The following is a 16,786-nucleotide window of genomic DNA, read 5'->3' as shown; positions in this document are numbered from 1 at the left end:
GCAAGGAAACATTGCATTTGTACTTTCGACACCCCTCTTAACGGGCGTAGCGGTGTCCGTGGTGTTGATTACTTGTTCATAGCCCTTAATGGAAAGTAATCCCATAAAAATAATTATATTTTATTCTCAGTCCTTAGTAGCCAGATATCCCTAATCTGGCTTTTTTTTGCCGTATTTTCTGTGCACACAACCGCACATAACAACGCATCTTGACATTTCTTTACATAACTTGACATTTTATTTTTTGCTAAGTATTTATTTTTGTAACGAAAATAAGAATAGGTGATATTTTTTAGTTGACAAGTTTTCTAAGTTTCTTTACAATTCTTTACGTTTCGTAGTTACTCTCGAAACGGCAATAATAACAACAAATATACATTTGTTAACCCCTTGATGCAGGCTCCCCTTAGGCCTGCTTTTTTTATCCATTTTTTTCTTATAACGCTGATTTTCGCGGTTTTTTCTTGTGTTTATTCAAAATTTCCTAGTTTCTCACCGCACTTTTCGATAAAATCCTTTCAGCATTTCATTAACCTAGGAGCAACCTATGAATTATCCCAAAATTGCGCAGGAAGTGATCGATAAATTGGGCGGTAAAGGTAATATCGCTAATTTAGCTCACTGTGCTACGCGTTTACGTTTAACGATGGCTGATGAATCAAAAATTGACAAAGCGGGCATCGAAGATATTGAAGGTGTAAAAGGACAATTTTCGACATCCGGTCAATATCAAATTATTTTCGGTTCAGGGACGGTAAACAAAGTTTATGCGGAAATGGCAAAAATTATGGGCGGTGAATCTTCAGCAAGTGCTGAAGAAGCAGCGGCTCAAGCACCGAAGCAAAATATTGTTCAACGTTTAATCAAAGGCTTATCTGAAATTTTCGTGCCTATTATCCCTGCTATCGTGGCAGGCGGTTTGTTAATGGGGATTGGAAATATCTTTACCGCCAAAGATTTATTTGAAGAAGGCAAATCTTTATTAGATCTTTACCCGCATTATCAAGATCTTGCCAACTTAATCGATACGTTCGCCAATGCCCCATTCGTATTCTTGCCTGTATTGCTTGGCTTTACGGCAACCAAAAAATTTGGTGGTAACCCTTATTTGGGGGCGACCTTGGGGATGCTTTTGGTTCACCCGGCCTTAACCAATGCTTATGGCTATGCGGAAGCTTTAGCAAAAGGCAACCTTCAATTATGGAACATTTTTGGTTTAGAAATTGAGCGCGTGGGTTATCAAGGTACGGTAATCCCGGTATTGATCGCGGCTTGGGTGTTAGCAACCCTTGAGAAATTCTTTGTGAAAGTGGTTCCATCGGTTTTAAATAACTTAATTACACCGTTATTCTCACTTTTCATTACCGGTTTCTTAGCGTTCACTATCATCGGTCCATTTGGTCGTGAAGCAGGTGAATTATTAAGTTCAGGGTTAACGTGGTTATATGACAGCCTGGGCTTTGTGGGGGGCGGTGTATTTGGTGGTTTGTATGCACCAATCGTTATTACCGGTATGCACCAAACCTTTATCGCCATTGAAACTCAATTATTAGCCAGCACAGCAGCTACCTTTATTTTCCCGATTGCGGCAATGTCTAATATTGCGCAAGGTGCCGCTTGTTTAGCGGTTGCGGTATTAAATAAAGATGCGAAAACACGCGGTTTAGCGATTCCATCAGGCATTTCAGCTTTATTAGGGATCACAGAGCCTGCAATGTTTGGTGTGAACTTACGTTATCGTTACCCATTCTATGCAGCTATGATCGGTTCAGGTTTAGCCGCAGCATTTATTGCATTCTTTAATGTCAAAGCCACCGCACTTGGTGCAGCAGGTCTTGTAGGTATTGCGTCAATTCGTGCAGGCGACTGGGGAATGTACAGCGTTGGTATGCTTATTTCTTTCGTTGTGGCGTTTAGTGTCGCTATTGTATTAGGTTTACGCGAAAAAGCCAAAGCGTAATCCTGCGAAATAAAGAAAAATAAAACACCGCACGATAAAAAGTGCGGTGTTTTTTTATAATGTTTATTCATCAAGGGAATAGAACGTTTTGCCGATTTCTATTTTTCCTAATCCACGACTTTCGCGCCATTGGTTGGCATCGCGTAAAGAATATACGCAACCGCAATATTCTTGTTTGTAAAAACGTTCTTCTTTACGCAAGCGGTCAGAACGTGCTGAGCCGCCGTCTTTACGCCAGTTAAAATCCCAAAAAATAACATCCTCATAACGGCTTGCCGCACGGCGTCCGCTGTCATAAACTTGTTCTTGATTTTTCCAACGAGAAATTCCCAAACTAGTGGCAATTACTGGAAAGCCATTTTCATGCGCGTAAAGTGCGGTACGTTCTAAGCGCATATCGAAACATTTGGTGCAACGCGCGCCACGTTCCGGTTCGTGTTCTAAACCTTTAACACGCTCAAACCAATCCGCTCGGTCGTAATCCGCATCGATAAACGGGATATTATGTTTATCCGCGAAGCGTTTATTTTCATCTTTACGAATTAAATATTCTTTATGTGGGTGAATATTGGGATTGTAAAAGAAAATAGTAAATTCCACATCGGACGCCATTACTGCTGCAATAATTTCCCCGGCACAAGGGGCGCAGCAAGTATGCAACAAGAGCTTTTTATGATCATTTGGCATAATCAATTTAGGACGCACATAAGGCGCATTGGGATCTTGTTTTTGTTTGCGTGGTTTTGATGGCTTTTTAAATTCTTCTTTGAAATTCACCGCGCTTTGGATGATTTCTGCTGTTGTTTTTTCAGTTTCAGTCATAAAGTTTCCATTAAATTAAATAAAAAAGGGCGTTTGTCACGCCCCAAAGATAAATGGTGGCTAATAGGTTCGATCAACCGATAAATATGCCAAGGAAATTAGGGCTTGTTTATATTCATTGTCTGGCAAAATACGAATAGCATCCACGGCTTTTTGCGCTTCTGCTTTGGCTCGTGTCATCGAGTATTCAAGCGATTGATGCTCTGCCATAATCGCCAAAACATCATGAATAATTTCGCGTTTTCCGCCTTCTTCAATGGCTGAACGAATGAGTGCCGCTTGTTCCGGCGTGCCGTGACGCATTGCGTGAAGCAACGGTAAGGTTGGCTTGCCTTCTGCTAAGTCATCCCCTACATTTTTACCCATGGTTTCCGCTTCTGCGCTGTAATCTAACACGTCATCCACCAATTGAAATGCTGTACCAAGATAGCGACCGTATTCTTGCAACGCACGTTCGATATTTTCATCCGCTTGGGCAACAATGGCAGCCGCTTGAGTTGACACTTCAAAAAGGCGCGCGGTTTTGCGATAAATGACCTTCATATAATTTTCTTCGGTGGTTTCAGGATCGTTCACATTCATTAACTGCTGAACTTCCCCTTCCGCTAACACGTTAGTCGCGTCCGCCATTACCGCGAGCATTTTAAGTGATTGTAATTTTGCCACTAATTGGAAAGCACGCGTATAAATAAAGTCCCCTACCAACACGCTTGCCGCATTGCCAAATTCTGCATTGGCAGTGGCACGTCCGCGGCGCATATCCGATTCATCTACGACATCATCATGTAATAGGCTTGCGGTATGAATAAATTCAATAAACGCCGCGCAGGTTGGCATTAAGTCGCCTTGATAATTAATGGCGCGCGCTGCGAGTAAGGCGATAAGCGGGCGAATACGTTTTCCGCCCCCTTGAATAATATAGAAACCAAGTTGATTGATGAGCGCGACATCAGAATTTAGTTGTGCTAAAATTTCTGCGTTCACTTTTTGCATATCTGATTCAATCAGGGCTTGGATAGTTTTCATATCCATTAAAGTCGTTTGTGTCATTTATGTAAATCCAATTTAATGGTGTTAAAGTGCGGTTGATTTTACCTGAGTTTTGGAAATTTCTAAAATAAAACAGGCAAATTTGTGATTTTTTTATTTTATTGCAAATAATTGCTTGCCAAGGGTAGGATTTTTCCGTAGAATTTGCGACCTATTTATATGAATTTATACGCGCTAAGACGAATTGACGTTAAGCGCAAATGAGCGGAGTATTTATGTACGCAGTTTTCCAAAGTGGCGGTAAACAACACCGTGTAAGCGAAGGTCAAGTTGTTCGTTTAGAAAAACTTGAAGTGGCAGTAGGTTCTGCTGTTGAATTCGATTCAGTGTTGATGGTCGTTAACGGTGAAGATGTTAAAATTGGTGCACCAGTAGTTGCTGGCGCGAAAGTAGTGGCTGAAGTTGTAGAACAAGGTCGTGGCGAGAAAGTTAAAATCGTTAAGTTCCGTCGTCGTAAACACAGCCGTAAACAACAAGGTCATCGTCAGTGGTTCACAGCAGTGAAAATCACTGGGATTCAAGCATAATTTCAGAGGAGATCAAGTAGATGGCAACTAAAAAAGCTGGTGGTTCAACTCGTAACGGTCGTGATTCTGAAGCTAAACGCCTTGGTGTTAAACGTTTCGGTGGCGAATCTGTATTAGCAGGTAGCATCATTGTTCGTCAACGTGGTACTAAATTCCACGCTGGTTCAAATGTAGGTATGGGTAAAGACCACACTTTATTTGCAACTGCTGACGGTAAAGTTAAATTTGAAGTTAAAGGCGAGAAAAGCCGTAAATACGTAAGTATTGTAACTGAATAATTTATCAAAGAATAAAACGCCCCACTGCTAAATGTAGTGGGGCTTTTTTATTAAACGTCCGCAGTCGTTAGATAATAACATCATGGCTTATTAAAAATAAGCCCCTAAAAAAGGACGGAAAAAATGAAACAACAGCCTTTATTGGGTTTTCTTTTTGCATTGACAGCGGCTATGGCATGGGGATCTTTGCCGTTGGCGCTTAAGCAAGTCGTTGCTATTATGGACGCAAAAACCATTGTATGGTATCGGTTTGTAGTAGCGACCATTTCTTTGTTTTTATTGCTTGCATGTCGTCATAAATTACCAAAACGCATTCAATTCAACCGCACTTATTTAATCTGGGCGGTCGTGGGGGTGATTGGTTTAGCAGGAAACTTCTTCTTATTTAGTTCTTCACTTAACTTTATTGAGCCTTCGATTGCCCAAATTTTTATCCATGTTTCTTCTTTTGGAATGTTAATTTTAGGCGTACTTTTATTTAAAGAAACCTTAGGATTGCACCAAAAATTAGGGTTGGTTATTTTAATTATTGGGCTAGCGTTCTTTTTTAATGACCGTTTTGAACTGTTTTTGAGTTTAAATACAAGTATTATTGGTGTGCTCTTAAGTGTTTCCGCTGCATTAATTTGGGTGCTTTATGGGTTGGCACAAAAAGTGATGTTGAGATCTTTTTCATCTCAACAAATTCTCTTATTAATTTATTTAGGATGCGCCTTCGTATTTACGCCCTTTGCAGAGTTCGCTCAAGTCAATGACCTAACCCCTTTTGCTTGGGGCTGTTTTATTTATTGTTGTTTAAACACCATGATCGGCTATGGTGCTTATGCGGAAGCGTTAAATCGTTGGGATGTTTCTAAAGTCAGTGTGGTATTAACATTGGTGCCTCTGTTAACAATAGTCTTTTCCCATATCGCACACTTTGTCGATCCTGAAGATTTTGCACATCCCCAGTTAAATTCTCTAAGTTATATTGGTGCCTTTGTGGTAGTATTAGGCGCGAGTTTGTCCGCGATTGGACATAAATTATTTAAAGGTAGAAAAGAATGAAATTTATTGATGAAGCCTTGATTCGAGTAGAAGCCGGTGACGGTGGTAGCGGTTGTGTGAGTTTCCGCCGCGAGAAATTTATCCCTAAAGGTGGACCGGATGGCGGTGATGGTGGTGACGGTGGTGATGTTTATTTAATCGCAGATGAGAACCTAAACACTCTCATTGATTACCGCTTTGAAAAACGTTTTGCTGCACAGCGCGGTGAAAATGGGCGTAGTTCAGATTGTACCGGCAAACGTGGTAAAGATATTACGTTGCGTGTACCTGTAGGAACACGCGCGATTGATAATGACACTAAAGAAATTTTAGGGGATTTAACCAAACATGGTGCCAAAATGCTGGTGGCAAAAGGCGGTTATCATGGTTTAGGCAATACGCGCTTTAAATCTTCCGTTAACCGTGCACCGCGTCAAAAAACCTTAGGCACACCGGGGGAAAAACGTGATTTACAGTTAGAGTTGATGTTGCTTGCTGATGTGGGAATGTTAGGTTTGCCGAATGCGGGTAAATCTACCTTTATTCGTGCGGTTTCTGCGGCAAAACCGAAAGTGGCAGATTACCCTTTTACCACTATTGTGCCAAGTTTAGGTGTGGCGCGTGTCGGTGCTGATCGCAGTTTCGTGATTGCAGATATTCCCGGATTGATTGAACACGCATCAGAAGGCGCAGGTTTGGGTATTCGCTTCTTAAAACATTTAGAGCGTTGTCGTGTATTAATTCATTTGGTGGATATTGCGCCTATTGATGAAAGTGATCCCGCGGATAACATTGCTATTATTGAAAATGAATTATTCCAATATAGCGAAAAATTAGCGGATAAACCCCGTTGGTTGGTGTTCAATAAAATTGACACCATGAGCGATGAAGAAGCGCAAGAGCGTGCGAAAGATATTACGGAACGTTTAGGTTTTGACGAAGACTACTTCTTAATTTCAGCGGCAACAGGTAAAAATGTATCTGATTTAACCAACGAAATTATGGACTTTATTGAAGCAAATCCACGTGAAGTGGAAGAAGAAAATAAAGAAGTGGAAGACGTGAAATTCAAATGGGATGATTATCACCAACAAGCCATGGCTAATGCCATTGAAGAAGATGAAGATGATTTCTGGGACGATTGGTCTGAAGAAGATGACGAAGGTGTGGAAATTATCTATGAGCGTGGTGGTAATTAATCTTTCTGATTTTCTTCTCTGATAAAAAAAGTGCGGTCGATTTCGGCCGCACTTTGTGTTGGTGTCATAGATAAATCGTTGTCTTTCTATTAGCAAAATAATAGGGACGTATAACACATCCCTAATGATTATTTCTCTTTTTTAGCTAATACTGAATGTGATGCTTTAAGCTCTTTCATACGCACTTTTAACTCGCGGCGTTGTTTTGACATTTCCGCTGCTTTGATAACATATTCATCCACACGGTTTTCATAGTCATCATGCATATTTTCAATAATGGCGCGCACGTCTGCGATAGTCATACCATCTTGAATATAGTCATTTAAGTTATCAAGTAACAATACGCGTTTTTTGTTATCGCGGATTTTACGTTCGCAATCGTCAATATCGCGAAGTAATTTATTGCGTTGACGAGTAATACGCACATATTCCAATGCATCTTGGAACGATTGTTTGCTAGCATTTTCCATTATTTAAGCCTCGTTAAAGTAAAACAGACGCTTTAATTTAGCGTTTTTTTTCTGTAACGTCAAAGCGTTAAGCGGTATTTTATGGCTTAGATCAAATTTTTTTTGAATTTACGGAAAATTCATTGCTTGATCAGGCTGATGGTGGTAAAAATACAAGCACTTTTTTTCAAAATTATACGTAAATATTAGGAAGCAATCATGACACAAGTATTTAACTTTAGTGCAGGTCCTGCAATGATGCCGAAAGCGGTATTAGAAAAAGCACAAGCAGAATTATTAAATTGGCAAAATCAAGGCACTTCTGTGATGGAAGTGAGCCATCGCGGTAAGTATTTTATGGAACTTATCACGGAAGCAGAAAAAGATTTACGTCAATTATTTAATGTGCCGGACAATTATAAAATTTTATTCTTGCAAGGTGGTGCGCGAGGTCAATTTGCGGCAATTCCAATGAATTTAGGTGGGGCTAAAGGGAAAGCGTTGTATTTAAATAGTGGACATTGGTCCGGTACCGCGGCAAAAGAAGCACGTAATTTTATTGAGTTAGATGAAGTCAGTATTATTGAAAAAGACGACAATGGCGTGATTTCCGTTAATCGTACGGACTTTAGCGATATTGCAGAACAATATGATTATGTTCATTATTGCACCAATGAAACTATCACCGGGGTGCAAATTAAAGATATTCCTAATGTAGGAAATGCAGTGCTTGTGGCGGATATGTCTTCAGACATCATGGCGGAACAAGTGGATATCAGCAAATTTGGCTTAATTTATGCGGGTGCGCAGAAAAACTTAGGGCCGGCAGGCATTACGCTTGTTATTGTGCGTGAGGACTTAATCGGTAAAGCACGCCAAGCTACGCCATCAATTTGGAACTATGAGATCCAAGCTAACGCAGATTCGATGATTAATACACCGCCAACATTCGCGTGGTATTTGTGCGCGCTTGTGTTTAAACATATGCTTGCGCAAGGTGGTTTGGATGTTTATAAAAAACGCAATGCAGAAAAAGCGGCATTGCTTTATAGCTATCTTGATCAAAGCACGTTCTATCGTAATTATATTGCGAAAGCCAATCGTTCCGTGATGAATGTGACCTTCTCAACGGATAACGATGAATTAAATGCGAAATTTGTAGCAGAAGCGACAGCGGCCGGCTTACAAGCCTTGAAAGGGCATAAAGTATTAGGCGGTATGCGTGCTTCTATTTACAACGCCATGCCAATTGAAGGTGTGCAAGCCTTAATCGAATTTATGAAAAAATTTGAAGCGGAAAACGCCTAGTTTATCGCCTATGTCGGGGCGAAGCCTATTCGCCCTATTTCTTATGATTTTATCAAACTGCGGTTAAAATTTATGTCATTTTTACAACGTGCAAATCAAGGCGTACAATCGCTTTCTCCTTATCAAGCCGGTAAACCTATTGAAGAACTTGAACGTGAGTTAGGTATTACTAATATCATCAAATTAGCCTCGAATGAAAATCCCTTTGGTTTTCCGGAAAGTGCCAAAAATGCGATTCGAGCGCAGTTAGATGATTTAACCCGTTATCCCGATAGTAATGGATTTGATTTAAAACAAGCGATTAGCAAAAAGTTTAATGTGAACGTTGAGCAAATTACTTTGGGTAATGGTTCAAATGATTTACTTGAATTAGTAGCACATACTTTTGCTTCAGAGCAAGATGAGATTATTTATTCTCAATATGCTTTTATTGTGTATCCTTTAGTGACGAAGGCTATTAATGCCACCGCCCGTGAAATCCCGGCAAAAAACTGGGGGCATGATTTAGACGCATTTTTAGCGGCAATTAATGAGAAAACCAAATTAATTTATATTGCTAACCCAAATAACCCCACAGGTAACTTCTTAACTGAAGCGGAAATTGATGGGTTCTTGGCAAAAGTGCGGTCAGATATTATTGTGGTTTTAGATGAAGCCTACACGGAATTTACTGCGGCAGATGAGCGCGTTGATTCCTTTGCTTTACTCAACAAATACCCGAATTTAGTAGTATCTCGTTCTTTATCCAAAGCCTACGGTTTGGCAGGGTTACGCATTGGTTATGCGGTATCAAATCCCGAAATTGCCAATTTATTCAACCGCGTGCGTCAGCCCTTTAATGTGAATAGTTTGGCATTAGCATCTGCTATTGCTGTAATGAATGATGATGCTTTTGTGCAAAAAGTGGCGGAAAATAACCGCCAAGAACTAAAACGTTATGAAGCATTTTGCCAACAATATGGGCTGGAATATATCCCTTCAAAAGGCAATTTCATCACCATTGATTTTAAACAACCGGCGGCACCGATTTATGACGCCCTGTTACGCGAAGGCGTGATTGTTCGACCTATTGCAGGTTATGGCATGCCAAACCATTTGCGTATTAGCGTGGGCTTACCGGAAGAAAATGATCGCTTGTTTAACGCCTTGGTGAAAGTGTTAAATCTTAAATAGCCTTATTTACGATATTATGTAGCAGTTGCACAAGACGGTCGTTGAGCCTGTCGAAACGTAAGTCTTGTGCAGTAACCGCTGAAATGTCTTATGGTTCGACAAGCTCACCAACCGCCATTTCAGCTTTGTACAAGTGCTACATAATACCGCTTCTTTATATCAAGATAGACCGATATCAATACAATGGAAAAAATTACTTTAAACCCGATTAACCGCGTGGAAGGCACAATTAACCTTCCCGGTTCAAAAAGCCTGTCAAACCGTGCGTTATTATTAGCCGCACTGGCTAAAGGCACGACCAAAGTGACCAATTTGCTGGATAGCGATGATGTGCGTCATATGCTTAATGCCTTAAAGCATTTGGGCGTGAAATATACCCTTTCGGACGATAAATCGATTTGTGAAGTCGAAGGGTTAGGGCGTGCTTTTGAATGGCAAAATGGATTGTCTTTATTCTTAGGCAATGCAGGAACCGCAATGCGTCCTTTAACGGCGGCACTTTGTTTGGCAACCCCTAATGCCGTACCGGCCGAAATTGTATTAACAGGCGAACCGCGAATGAAAGAGCGACCAATTAAACATTTGGTGGACGCGCTTTTACAAGCGGGGGCAGATGTCCAATATTTAGAGCAAGACGGTTATCCGCCTGTAGCAATTCGTAATACAGGTTTAAAAGGTGGCAAGGTAAAAATTGACGGTTCCGTTTCTTCGCAATTTTTGACCGCACTTTTAATGGCATCGCCAATGGCTTCTGCGGATACTGAAATTGAAATTATCGGCGAATTGGTTTCTAAACCTTATATCGATATCACTTTGAATATGATGAAGATTTTTGGTGTCGATGTAGATAACCAAAATTACGAACGTTTTGTAGTGAAAGGAAACCAACAATATCAATCGCCGAAAACCTTTTTAGTTGAAGGGGATGCGTCTTCGGCGTCTTATTTTTTGGCGGCCGGAGCGATTAAGGGCTGTGTGAAAGTCACAGGCGTTGGCAAAAATAGTATTCAAGGCGACCGTTTATTTGCCGATGTATTGGAAAAAATGGGTGCAAAAATGACTTGGGGCGAGGATTTTATCCAAGCAGAGCAAGGTGAATTGGTGGGTGTGGATATGGATATGAATCATATTCCTGATGCTGCGATGACCATTGCAACGACAGCACTCTTTGCCAAAGGCGAAACCGTTATTCGCAATATTTACAACTGGCGCGTAAAAGAAACGGATCGTTTAACGGCGATGGCAACGGAATTGCGTAAAGTGGGCGCGACAGTGGAAGAAGGCGAAGATTTTATTCGTGTTCAACCCTTGGATTTAGCACAGTTTCAACACGCGGAAATTGAAACCTATAATGATCACCGTATGGCAATGTGCTTTGCATTAGTGGCGTTATCGAATACACCGGTGACGATTTTAGATCCAAAATGTACAGCAAAAACATTCCCGACTTTCTTTGATGAATTTTCAAGAATTTCGCAATAAAATGTACAATATTTAAGGAAAATACAAATATTTGTGTGTTTTCCTTATTTTTTGTTTGACAAAATTGAATAAAATTATTATTTGTATAGTTATTCAAAATATTCACAAATATTTATTTACAGGAGTTATCTATGTCTCATCTTTCTGTTGCAAAATTTGGTGGTACGAGTGTTGCTAATCATGCTGCTATGACGGCTTGTGCCAAAATCGTTTTAGCGGATCCTAATACCCGTGTGGTTGTGCTTTCTGCGTCTGCGGGTGTGACGAATTTATTAGTGGCTTTAGCCAATGGTGTAGATGCGCAGCAACGTGCAAAATTAGTGGGTGAAGTTCGTCAAATTCAAGAAAATATTTTAGCGGAATTAAAAGACGATAGTCTTGTTCGCCCTGAAATTGAACGTTTGTTAGAAAATGTTGAAAGTCTTTCTGAAGCCGCATCATTAGCTACTTCAGCGGCGTTAACGGATGAGTTAATCAGCCATGGTGAAATGATGTCAACGCGTATTTTCGTAGAGGTGTTACGTGAATTAAATGCACAATCGACTTGGTTGGACGTGCGTTCAATTGTGGCGACAAACAGTCATTTTGGTAAAGCAGCACCAGACGATGAACAAACACAGAAAAACAGCGATAATATCTTAAAACCATTGATCGATCGCGGTGAATTAGTCATCACTCAGGGCTTTATTGGTCGTGATCCGAATGGTAAAACTACCACATTAGGTCGTGGCGGTTCAGACTATTCTGCCGCACTCATTGCAGAAGTATTAAAAGCGAAAGATGTATTAATTTGGACAGATGTAGCAGGCATTTACACCACGGATCCGCGTATTGTACCGGCAGCGCAACGTATTGATACCATGAGCTTTGCCGAAGCGGCGGAAATGGCGACTTTCGGTGCAAAAGTGTTACACCCTGCCACCTTATTACCTGCTGTACGTAGCAATATTCCGGTTTATGTGGGTTCAAGCAAAGCACCACAAGATGGCGGTACTTGGGTAACGCGTGATCCGCAACCGCGTCCAACTTTCCGCGCCATTGCATTACGTCGTGATCAAACCTTATTAACGCTTTCTAGCTTAAATATGTTGCACGCACAAGGTTTCTTAGCAAATGTATTTAACATTTTGGCAAAACATAAAATTTCAGTGGATACCATTACCACTTCAGAAGTCAGCGTTGCTTTAACCTTAGATAAAACAGGCTCAGCTTCATCCGGTGCGGAATTATTGTCTAACGAGTTACTCACGGAATTAAGTGAAGTTTGCACAGTAAAAGTGGATACAGGTTTATCTTTGGTCGCATTAATTGGTAACGACTTACATATTTCTGCCGGTGTGGCAAAACGTGTGTTTGATTCTTTAGATCAATACAATGTGCGTATGATTAGTTATGGTGCAAGCACGAATAACGTCTGTATGCTGGTTCAAAGCACGCAGGCAGACGATGTCGTTCGCGCATTACACGCCGAATTATTTGAAAAATAAAATTATCGTTATTTTTCGTGAGCGAGTTCACAGAATTGTGGACTCGCTCTTTTTTTGAGCTGAAACCCTAGTGGTTTTATGTTAAACTCTGGTCGGATATGATCTTAATAGACACAATGGAATTTAATTATGTCAGCACTCATGAACTTGTATAGAAAATGCTTGGAATTTCCGTTATCTTTCTTAGTTAAAAATAACCCCATTCCACATAGCCCGATTGAAGAATTACAACTCAATACGGCGCAACCCATTGTTTATGTATTACCTTACACCTCTCAAACCGACTTTGTTGTTTTTCGTAACAACTGCTTAAATGTGGGTTTACCCGATCCTTTAATCAATAACGAAATTGCCGGCAAATCTTTGCCGCGCTATGTTTTCTTAGATGAAGGACGTCAATTTTTCAAATCTAAAGGCGCGAAAAAAGAAACCGAAAGTATTTTTTATAATTACCTTGAATCTCACCGCACTTTAGCGGAATTGGATGTTCAAGTTATCCCTGTTTCTGTGTTGTGGGGACGTTCGCCGGGTCGTGAAGATAAAGGCTTGCCTAATTTGCGTTTATTAAATGGTATTCAGAAAACCATTGCGGCGATTTGGTTTGGACGTGATACGTTTGTGCGTTTTTCTCAAGCGGTTTCCATGCGTTATATGGTAGATAACCATGGTGCAGATGAGCGTATTTCGCAGAAACTAGCGAGAATTGCCAAAATTCACTTTGCACGCCAACGTATTTCTGCAACCGGGCCGCGTTTGCCTAACCGCCAAGCGATGTTTAATAAATTGTTACAACTTCCAGTTGTGTTGCAAGCCATTGAAGACGAAGCGAAGGCGAAGAAATTAACCCCTGAAAAAGCACGTAAAGAAGCGGAAAAAATTCTTCACGAAATTGCGGCGGATACCAACCACACTAGTTTACGTTTAGCGGATCGTTTCTTGGGTTGGCTATGGAATAAATTATATCAAGGTATTCAGGTTGAAAATGCCGATCGCGTGCGTAAGTTAGCGTTAGATGGCCATGAGATTGTTTATGTCCCTTGTCACCGTAGTCATATTGACTATTTACTGCTTTCTTACGTACTTTATCACCAAGGTTTAGTGCCACCGCATATTGCCGCAGGGATCAATCTTAACTTCTGGCCGGCGGGTCCGTTATTCCGTAGCTGGGGCGCATTCTTTATTCGCCGTACTTTCAAAGGAAATCGTTTATATTCCACCCTGTTCCGTGAATATTTAGCGGAATTATTCCATCGTGGTTACTCGGTAGAATATTTTATCGAAGGCGGACGTTCACGTACCGGTCGCTTGTTGACACCAAAAACAGGAATGATGTCGATGACTTTGCAAGCCTTGCAACAAAGCCAAACTCGACCGATTTCCGTAGTGCCGGTTTATGTGGGCTATGAACACGTGATTGAAGTCGATACCTATGCGAAAGAATTACGTGGCGCTGAGAAGGAAAAAGAAAATGCGGGCTTAGTGTTGCGTGTGATCAAAAAATTACGCAATTTAGGTAAAGGCTTTGTGAATTTTGGCGAACCTATTACGCTTGCTGCGTATTTAAATCAACATTATCCGGAATGGAAAGAAGAGACAGAAGAGCGTCCAACTTGGTTTAATAAAGCGGTGGATAGTGTTTCTCATCAAGTGATGATCAATATCAACAAAGCAGCAGCAGTCAATGCCATGAATTTAACCGGAACGGCGTTATTGTCATCTCGTCAACGCGCTCTTGCTCGTGAGCAATTATTGGAGCAATTGGGCAGCTATCAACAGTTCCTACAAAATGTGCCTTATTCTGAGGATGTGATTATTCCAACGGAAACACCGGAAGAAATGTTAGAACACGTTTTAGGTTTAGATCGCGTGGGCGTGTTGGTTGAAAAAGATAATTTTGGTGAATTAGTACGTTTGGAACGTAATTCTGCAGTACTCATGACTTATTATCGCAACAATATTCAACATTTATTTGTTTTACCGTCTTTGGTGGCAAGTTTGGTGTTGCATTATGAAGCCATCCAAAAAGAGTTAGTGGTGGATGCCGTTAGTAAAATTTATCCATTCTTAAAAGCGGAATTATTCTTACACATTCCTGCCGAAGAAATTCAGGGGCAAATTGAGTTGATTATTGCGGAATTACAACGCCAACAATTAATTCATTGCTATGAAAATATGCTAAGCATTAACCGCTCAAGAGTGCGCAGGCTGCAATTATGGGCTTCTGCAGTGCGCGAAATCTTACAGCGTTACACCATTACCATTAATATTTTGCAAAATCACCCTGAAATCGGCCGTGCGGTATTGGAAAAAGAAAGTCAATCTGTGGCACAACGTTTGGCGGTATTACATGGTATTAATGCCCCGGAATTTTTCGATAAGGCAGTCTTTTCTACCTTTATTAATAGCTTGAAAGAAAATGGCTATTTTAATGAAGAAGGCAATGCAGATGTCAGCAAATTGAATGCCCTTTCAGATATTTTTGATCATGTGATTTCTGCTGAAATCCAACTCACCATCAAAGGGGCAATTGACAAAGCGGATGAAGATGCTTTTGCGGAAACAGAAGCTGAAAAAGCCGAGAATGCCAATAAAGCAGAGGAAAACGAGTAAAGGCTTTAGATGAAAGATAACGCGCTCATTGAACTTTTTCTGAACGAACTTTGGTTAGAAAAAGGATTGTCAGAAAACACCATTCAATCTTATCGGTTGGATTTGACCGCACTGTCTAATTGGTTGTGCGATCAGTCTTTAACCTTGTTAGATTTGGATCCTGTTGATCTGCAAGGTTTTTTAGGTGAGCGCGTCAATCAAGGTTACAAAGCCACGAGCACAGCACGCCTGTTAAGCGCGATGCGGCGTTTTTTTCAATATTTATACCGTGAAAAATACCGTACTGATGACCCAAGTGCGGTCTTAAGTTCGCCTAAATTACCGAGCCGTTTGCCTAAATATTTAACGGAACAACAAGTTGGCGATTTATTGCAAGCACCTAGCACAGGAATCCCGTTAGAGTTACGTGATAAGGCCATGTTGGAATTGCTTTATGCCACAGGATTACGTGTCACGGAATTGGTTTCCCTGTCGATGGATAATATTAGTTTGTCGCAAGGGGTGGTTCGGGTAATCGGTAAAGGGAATAAAGAGCGTATTGTGCCAATGGGTGAAGAAGCGGCTTATTGGGTCACGCAGTTTATTAATTACGGGCGTCCCATGTTGTTGAACGGACAAAGTTCTGATGTGGTATTTCCGAGTAAGCGTGCCGTTCAAATGACCCGCCAAACCTTTTGGCATCGTATCAAATATTATGCCGTTTTAGCGGAAATCGATAGTGACAGCCTTTCTCCCCATGTATTACGCCATGCCTTTGCGACACATTTGGTTAATCACGGTGCGGATTTGCGCGTGGTGCAAATGCTACTAGGTCATAGCGATCTTTCTACAACCCAAATTTATACGCACGTGGCAAAAGAGCGGCTCAAACGTTTGCACGAGAAATTCCATCCGCGTGGATAAACAGACCCTAGTGTTAAATATTTTTCACCTTGTCTGCATAAAGTAATAAGCAGAGTGCGATAACCATTAATAAGATGGCGCCGGCAAATAAGAGCGTATCCATAGCATTTTCGTGATCCACAATGATAAGCCGTAGCATTGCCGTAATCCCCGAATAAATGAAATAACGTAGTGGAAAGTGATAACCGCTTTGGAAATATTGGGCAATAAATGCCAAAAAACCAAAATACAAAAAGAAAATCACAATTTGTTCTGCCACGCTATGGGGGACGATTGCTTCGTTAGTAAATACCATCAACCCAAGGGTATAAAGTACTTTCATCAGAGCAACTAAATCAATAATACCTAATGCAATGACGCTAGCACTCAAAATAATCCGTAATGATTTTGTGACTAGTGTTGGCAAGGTTTTATTCATAAAAAACTCAATATTCATGAGGCCTCATCTCTTTAAAAGTATGGTGGAATAATACAGCAAAAAGTGCGGTCAAATCACTTGAAATTTGACCGTA

15 protein-coding genes are annotated in these 16,786 nt (G+C 40.8%); 11 read left to right on the top strand and 4 right to left on the bottom strand.

Annotation, left to right across the window (positions count from 1 at the left end):
- The first annotated feature begins 547 nt into the window (after nt 1-547).
- Nucleotides 548-1,960 carry a sucrose-specific PTS transporter subunit IIBC gene (locus E7T07_RS02125; RefSeq protein WP_135709277.1) on the top strand — a complete coding sequence of 471 codons (1,413 nt, stop codon included), beginning with the start codon at nt 548-550 and terminating at the stop codon, nt 1,958-1,960.
- A 63-nt stretch (nt 1,961-2,023) separates the two neighbouring features.
- Here E7T07_RS02125 and E7T07_RS02120 read toward each other — a convergent pair whose 3' ends face one another.
- Nucleotides 2,024-2,782: an epoxyqueuosine reductase QueH gene (locus tag E7T07_RS02120; RefSeq protein ID WP_180338706.1), complete on the bottom strand. Its 759-nt coding sequence runs from the start codon at nt 2,780-2,782 to the stop codon at nt 2,024-2,026.
- Between the two features lie 60 nt (nt 2,783-2,842).
- A complete protein-coding gene (gene ispB / locus E7T07_RS02115) occupies nt 2,843-3,814 on the bottom strand; it encodes an octaprenyl diphosphate synthase (protein ID WP_135709397.1) in 972 nt (323 codons plus the stop codon).
- A 233-nt stretch (nt 3,815-4,047) separates the two neighbouring features.
- Here ispB and rplU point away from each other — a divergent pair, with 233 nt between their 5' ends.
- The 4 genes from rplU (at nt 4,048) to cgtA (ending at nt 6,862) form a co-directional block, all read left to right on the top strand.
- Nucleotides 4,048-4,359 (top strand): 50S ribosomal protein L21, encoded by a 312-nt coding sequence (gene rplU, locus E7T07_RS02110; RefSeq protein WP_115638522.1) that lies wholly within the window; start codon nt 4,048-4,050, stop codon nt 4,357-4,359.
- Nucleotides 4,360-4,379: 20 nt separating this feature from the next.
- The gene (gene rpmA, locus E7T07_RS02105) at nt 4,380-4,637 is read left to right on the top strand and encodes a 50S ribosomal protein L27 (protein ID WP_005626413.1); all 258 of its coding nucleotides are present in this window, start codon (nt 4,380-4,382) and stop codon (nt 4,635-4,637) included.
- A gap of 123 nt (nt 4,638-4,760) precedes the next feature.
- Nucleotides 4,761-5,684: a DMT family transporter gene (locus E7T07_RS02100; protein ID WP_135709276.1), complete on the top strand. Its 924-nt coding sequence runs from the start codon at nt 4,761-4,763 to the stop codon at nt 5,682-5,684.
- A complete protein-coding gene (cgtA, locus tag E7T07_RS02095; RefSeq protein ID WP_135709275.1) occupies nt 5,681-6,862 on the top strand; it encodes an Obg family GTPase CgtA in 1,182 nt (393 codons plus the stop codon). The genes E7T07_RS02100 and cgtA overlap by 4 nt, the downstream gene beginning before the upstream one ends.
- A 128-nt stretch (nt 6,863-6,990) precedes the next feature.
- Here the strand turns inward: cgtA and E7T07_RS02090 are convergent, their stop codons facing one another.
- A complete protein-coding gene (locus tag E7T07_RS02090) occupies nt 6,991-7,332 on the bottom strand; it encodes a DUF496 family protein (protein WP_135709274.1) in 342 nt (113 codons plus the stop codon).
- Nucleotides 7,333-7,530: 198 nt separating this feature from the next.
- On the opposite strand from E7T07_RS02090, the gene serC reads away from it, so the two are divergent.
- The 6 genes from serC to xerD all read left to right on the top strand — a co-directional run bounded on the left by serC (nt 7,531) and on the right by xerD (nt 16,274).
- Nucleotides 7,531-8,619, top strand: coding sequence for a 3-phosphoserine/phosphohydroxythreonine transaminase (gene serC / locus E7T07_RS02085; protein ID WP_135709273.1), 1,089 nt, complete (start codon nt 7,531-7,533; stop codon nt 8,617-8,619).
- Between the two features lie 72 nt (nt 8,620-8,691).
- Entirely contained in the window at nt 8,692-9,792 is a 1,101-nt protein-coding gene (hisC, locus tag E7T07_RS02080; RefSeq protein WP_135709272.1) for a histidinol-phosphate transaminase, read from the top strand.
- A gap of 183 nt (nt 9,793-9,975) precedes the next feature.
- Complete coding sequence (gene aroA / locus E7T07_RS02075) at nt 9,976-11,274, top strand: 3-phosphoshikimate 1-carboxyvinyltransferase (protein WP_135709271.1); 1,299 nt, start codon at nt 9,976-9,978, stop codon at nt 11,272-11,274.
- 131 nt (nt 11,275-11,405) lie between these two features.
- On the top strand, nt 11,406-12,761 hold the full coding sequence (lysC, locus tag E7T07_RS02070; RefSeq protein WP_135709270.1) for a lysine-sensitive aspartokinase 3: 1,356 nt from the start codon (nt 11,406-11,408) through the stop codon (nt 12,759-12,761).
- A 129-nt stretch (nt 12,762-12,890) separates the two neighbouring features.
- Nucleotides 12,891-15,371: a glycerol-3-phosphate 1-O-acyltransferase PlsB gene (gene plsB, locus E7T07_RS02065; protein ID WP_135709269.1), complete on the top strand. Its 2,481-nt coding sequence runs from the start codon at nt 12,891-12,893 to the stop codon at nt 15,369-15,371.
- 9 nt (nt 15,372-15,380) lie between these two features.
- Nucleotides 15,381-16,274 (top strand): site-specific tyrosine recombinase XerD, encoded by an 894-nt coding sequence (gene xerD, locus E7T07_RS02060; protein ID WP_135709268.1) that lies wholly within the window; start codon nt 15,381-15,383, stop codon nt 16,272-16,274.
- A 13-nt stretch (nt 16,275-16,287) separates the two neighbouring features.
- Here the strand turns inward: xerD and psiE are convergent, their stop codons facing one another.
- Entirely contained in the window at nt 16,288-16,692 is a 405-nt protein-coding gene (psiE, locus tag E7T07_RS02055; protein WP_425455025.1) for a phosphate-starvation-inducible protein PsiE, read from the bottom strand.
- Nucleotides 16,693-16,786: the final 94 nt, after the last annotated feature.

Origin of the sequence: Actinobacillus porcinus (genome assembly GCF_901764995.1) — a bacterium.
GTDB classification, from domain to species: domain Bacteria; phylum Pseudomonadota; class Gammaproteobacteria; order Enterobacterales; family Pasteurellaceae; genus Exercitatus; species Exercitatus porcinus.
This window is presented reverse-complemented; position numbering and strand designations above follow the sequence as displayed.

Coding starts and splice junctions, on each gene's coding strand:
- E7T07_RS02090 (WP_135709274.1), bottom strand. CDS start 7,332: ATGGAAAATGCTAGCAAACAATCGTTCCAAGATGCATTGGAATATGTG.
- xerD (WP_135709268.1), top strand. CDS start 15,381: ATGAAAGATAACGCGCTCATTGAACTTTTTCTGAACGAACTTTGGTTA.
- psiE (WP_425455025.1), bottom strand. CDS start 16,692: ATGAATAAAACCTTGCCAACACTAGTCACAAAATCATTACGGATTATT.
- lysC (WP_135709270.1), top strand. CDS start 11,406: ATGTCTCATCTTTCTGTTGCAAAATTTGGTGGTACGAGTGTTGCTAAT.
- serC (WP_135709273.1), top strand. CDS start 7,531: ATGACACAAGTATTTAACTTTAGTGCAGGTCCTGCAATGATGCCGAAA.
- aroA (WP_135709271.1), top strand. CDS start 9,976: ATGGAAAAAATTACTTTAAACCCGATTAACCGCGTGGAAGGCACAATT.
- rpmA (WP_005626413.1), top strand. CDS start 4,380: ATGGCAACTAAAAAAGCTGGTGGTTCAACTCGTAACGGTCGTGATTCT.
- hisC (WP_135709272.1), top strand. CDS start 8,692: ATGTCATTTTTACAACGTGCAAATCAAGGCGTACAATCGCTTTCTCCT.
- ispB (WP_135709397.1), bottom strand. CDS start 3,814: ATGGATATGAAAACTATCCAAGCCCTGATTGAATCAGATATGCAAAAA.
- cgtA (WP_135709275.1), top strand. CDS start 5,681: ATGAAATTTATTGATGAAGCCTTGATTCGAGTAGAAGCCGGTGACGGT.
- E7T07_RS02100 (WP_135709276.1), top strand. CDS start 4,761: ATGAAACAACAGCCTTTATTGGGTTTTCTTTTTGCATTGACAGCGGCT.
- plsB (WP_135709269.1), top strand. CDS start 12,891: ATGTCAGCACTCATGAACTTGTATAGAAAATGCTTGGAATTTCCGTTA.
- rplU (WP_115638522.1), top strand. CDS start 4,048: ATGTACGCAGTTTTCCAAAGTGGCGGTAAACAACACCGTGTAAGCGAA.
- E7T07_RS02120 (WP_180338706.1), bottom strand. CDS start 2,782: ATGACTGAAACTGAAAAAACAACAGCAGAAATCATCCAAAGCGCGGTG.
- E7T07_RS02125 (WP_135709277.1), top strand. CDS start 548: ATGAATTATCCCAAAATTGCGCAGGAAGTGATCGATAAATTGGGCGGT.